The following is a 1,174-nucleotide window of genomic DNA, read 5'->3' on the forward strand; positions in this document are numbered from 1 at the left end:
GTTCGCGAAGGGTCGGCCTCGGCGGCGGACACGCGGGCGGCGAGACGCGCGGCGTGGGTGGGGCCGTCCGGCACGTGCGCGGGCCGACCCTTCGCGAACTCCTCGCGCAGCACCGGCAGGACCTCCTCGCCGAGCATGTCGAGCTGCTCCAGCACGGTCTTCAGCGGCAGTCCGGCGTGGTCCATCAGGAAGAGCTGTCGCTGGTAGTCGCCGAAGGACTCGCGGAAGGTCAGCGTCTTCTCGACGACCTCCTGCGGGCTTCCGACGGTGAGCGGCGTCTGCTCGGTGAACTCCTCCAGCGAGGGGCCGTGCCCGTAGACGGGCGCGTTGTCGAAGTAGGGCCGGAACTCCCGTACGGCGTCCTGGGAGTTGCGCCGCATGAAGACCTGGCCGCCGAGGCCGACGACCGCCTGCTCGGCCGTACCGTGCCCGTATTCGGCGTACCGCCTGCGGTAGAGGTCGATGAGGCGCTGGAAGTGCTCCTTGGGCCAGAAGATGTTGTTGGCGAAGAAGCCGTCGCCGTAGTAGGCGGCCTGTTCGGCGATCTCGGGGCTGCGGATGGAGCCGTGCCAGACGAAGGGCGGCAGCCCGTCGAGCGGCCGGGGGGTGGCGGTGAAGCCCTGGAGGGGTGTGCGGAACCGGCCCTCCCAGTCGACGACGTCCTCCCGCCACAGCCGGTGCAGCAGGGCGTAGTTCTCGATGGCCAGCGGGATGCCCTGCCGGATGTCCTGGCCGAACCAGGGGTAGACGGGGCCGGTGTTGCCGCGTCCCATCATCACGTCGACCCGGCCGTCGGCCAGGTGCTGCAGCATCGCGAAGTCCTCGGCGATCTTCACCGGGTCGTTGGTGGTGATGAGCGTGGTGGAGGTGGAGAGGATGAGCCGCTCGGTGCGGGCTGCGACGTAGCCGAGCATGGTGGTCGGCGACGACGGCACAAACGGCGGGTTGTGGTGCTCGCCGGTCGCGAAGACGTCGAGTCCGACCTCCTCGGCCTTGAGCGCGATCGCGACCATGGCCTTGATCCGCTCGTGCTCGGTCGGGGTGCGGCCGTTGGTCGGATCGGTCGTGACGTCACCGACGGTGAAGATGCCGAACTGCACCGCGCTCACCTCTCAGGTAATTGATTCTTCAACTACTAGGCTCCAACACTTCTCCCCCACCGCCTATTCCCACC

The 1,174-nt window shown here is 68.5% G+C and carries 1 protein-coding gene; it reads right to left on the minus strand.

Features of this window, described 5'->3' with window-relative positions; translation table 11 throughout:
* Positions 1–1,100, minus strand: a 1,100-nt coding sequence (locus GL263_RS26895; RefSeq protein ID WP_182858334.1) for an LLM class flavin-dependent oxidoreductase, incomplete at its 3' end; no start/stop codon positions are given.
* Positions 1,101–1,174 lie beyond the last annotated feature (74 nt).

Origin of the sequence: Streptomyces durbertensis, assembly GCF_014156695.1 — a bacterium.
Taxonomy (GTDB): Bacteria; Actinomycetota; Actinomycetes; order Streptomycetales; family Streptomycetaceae; genus Streptomyces; species Streptomyces durbertensis.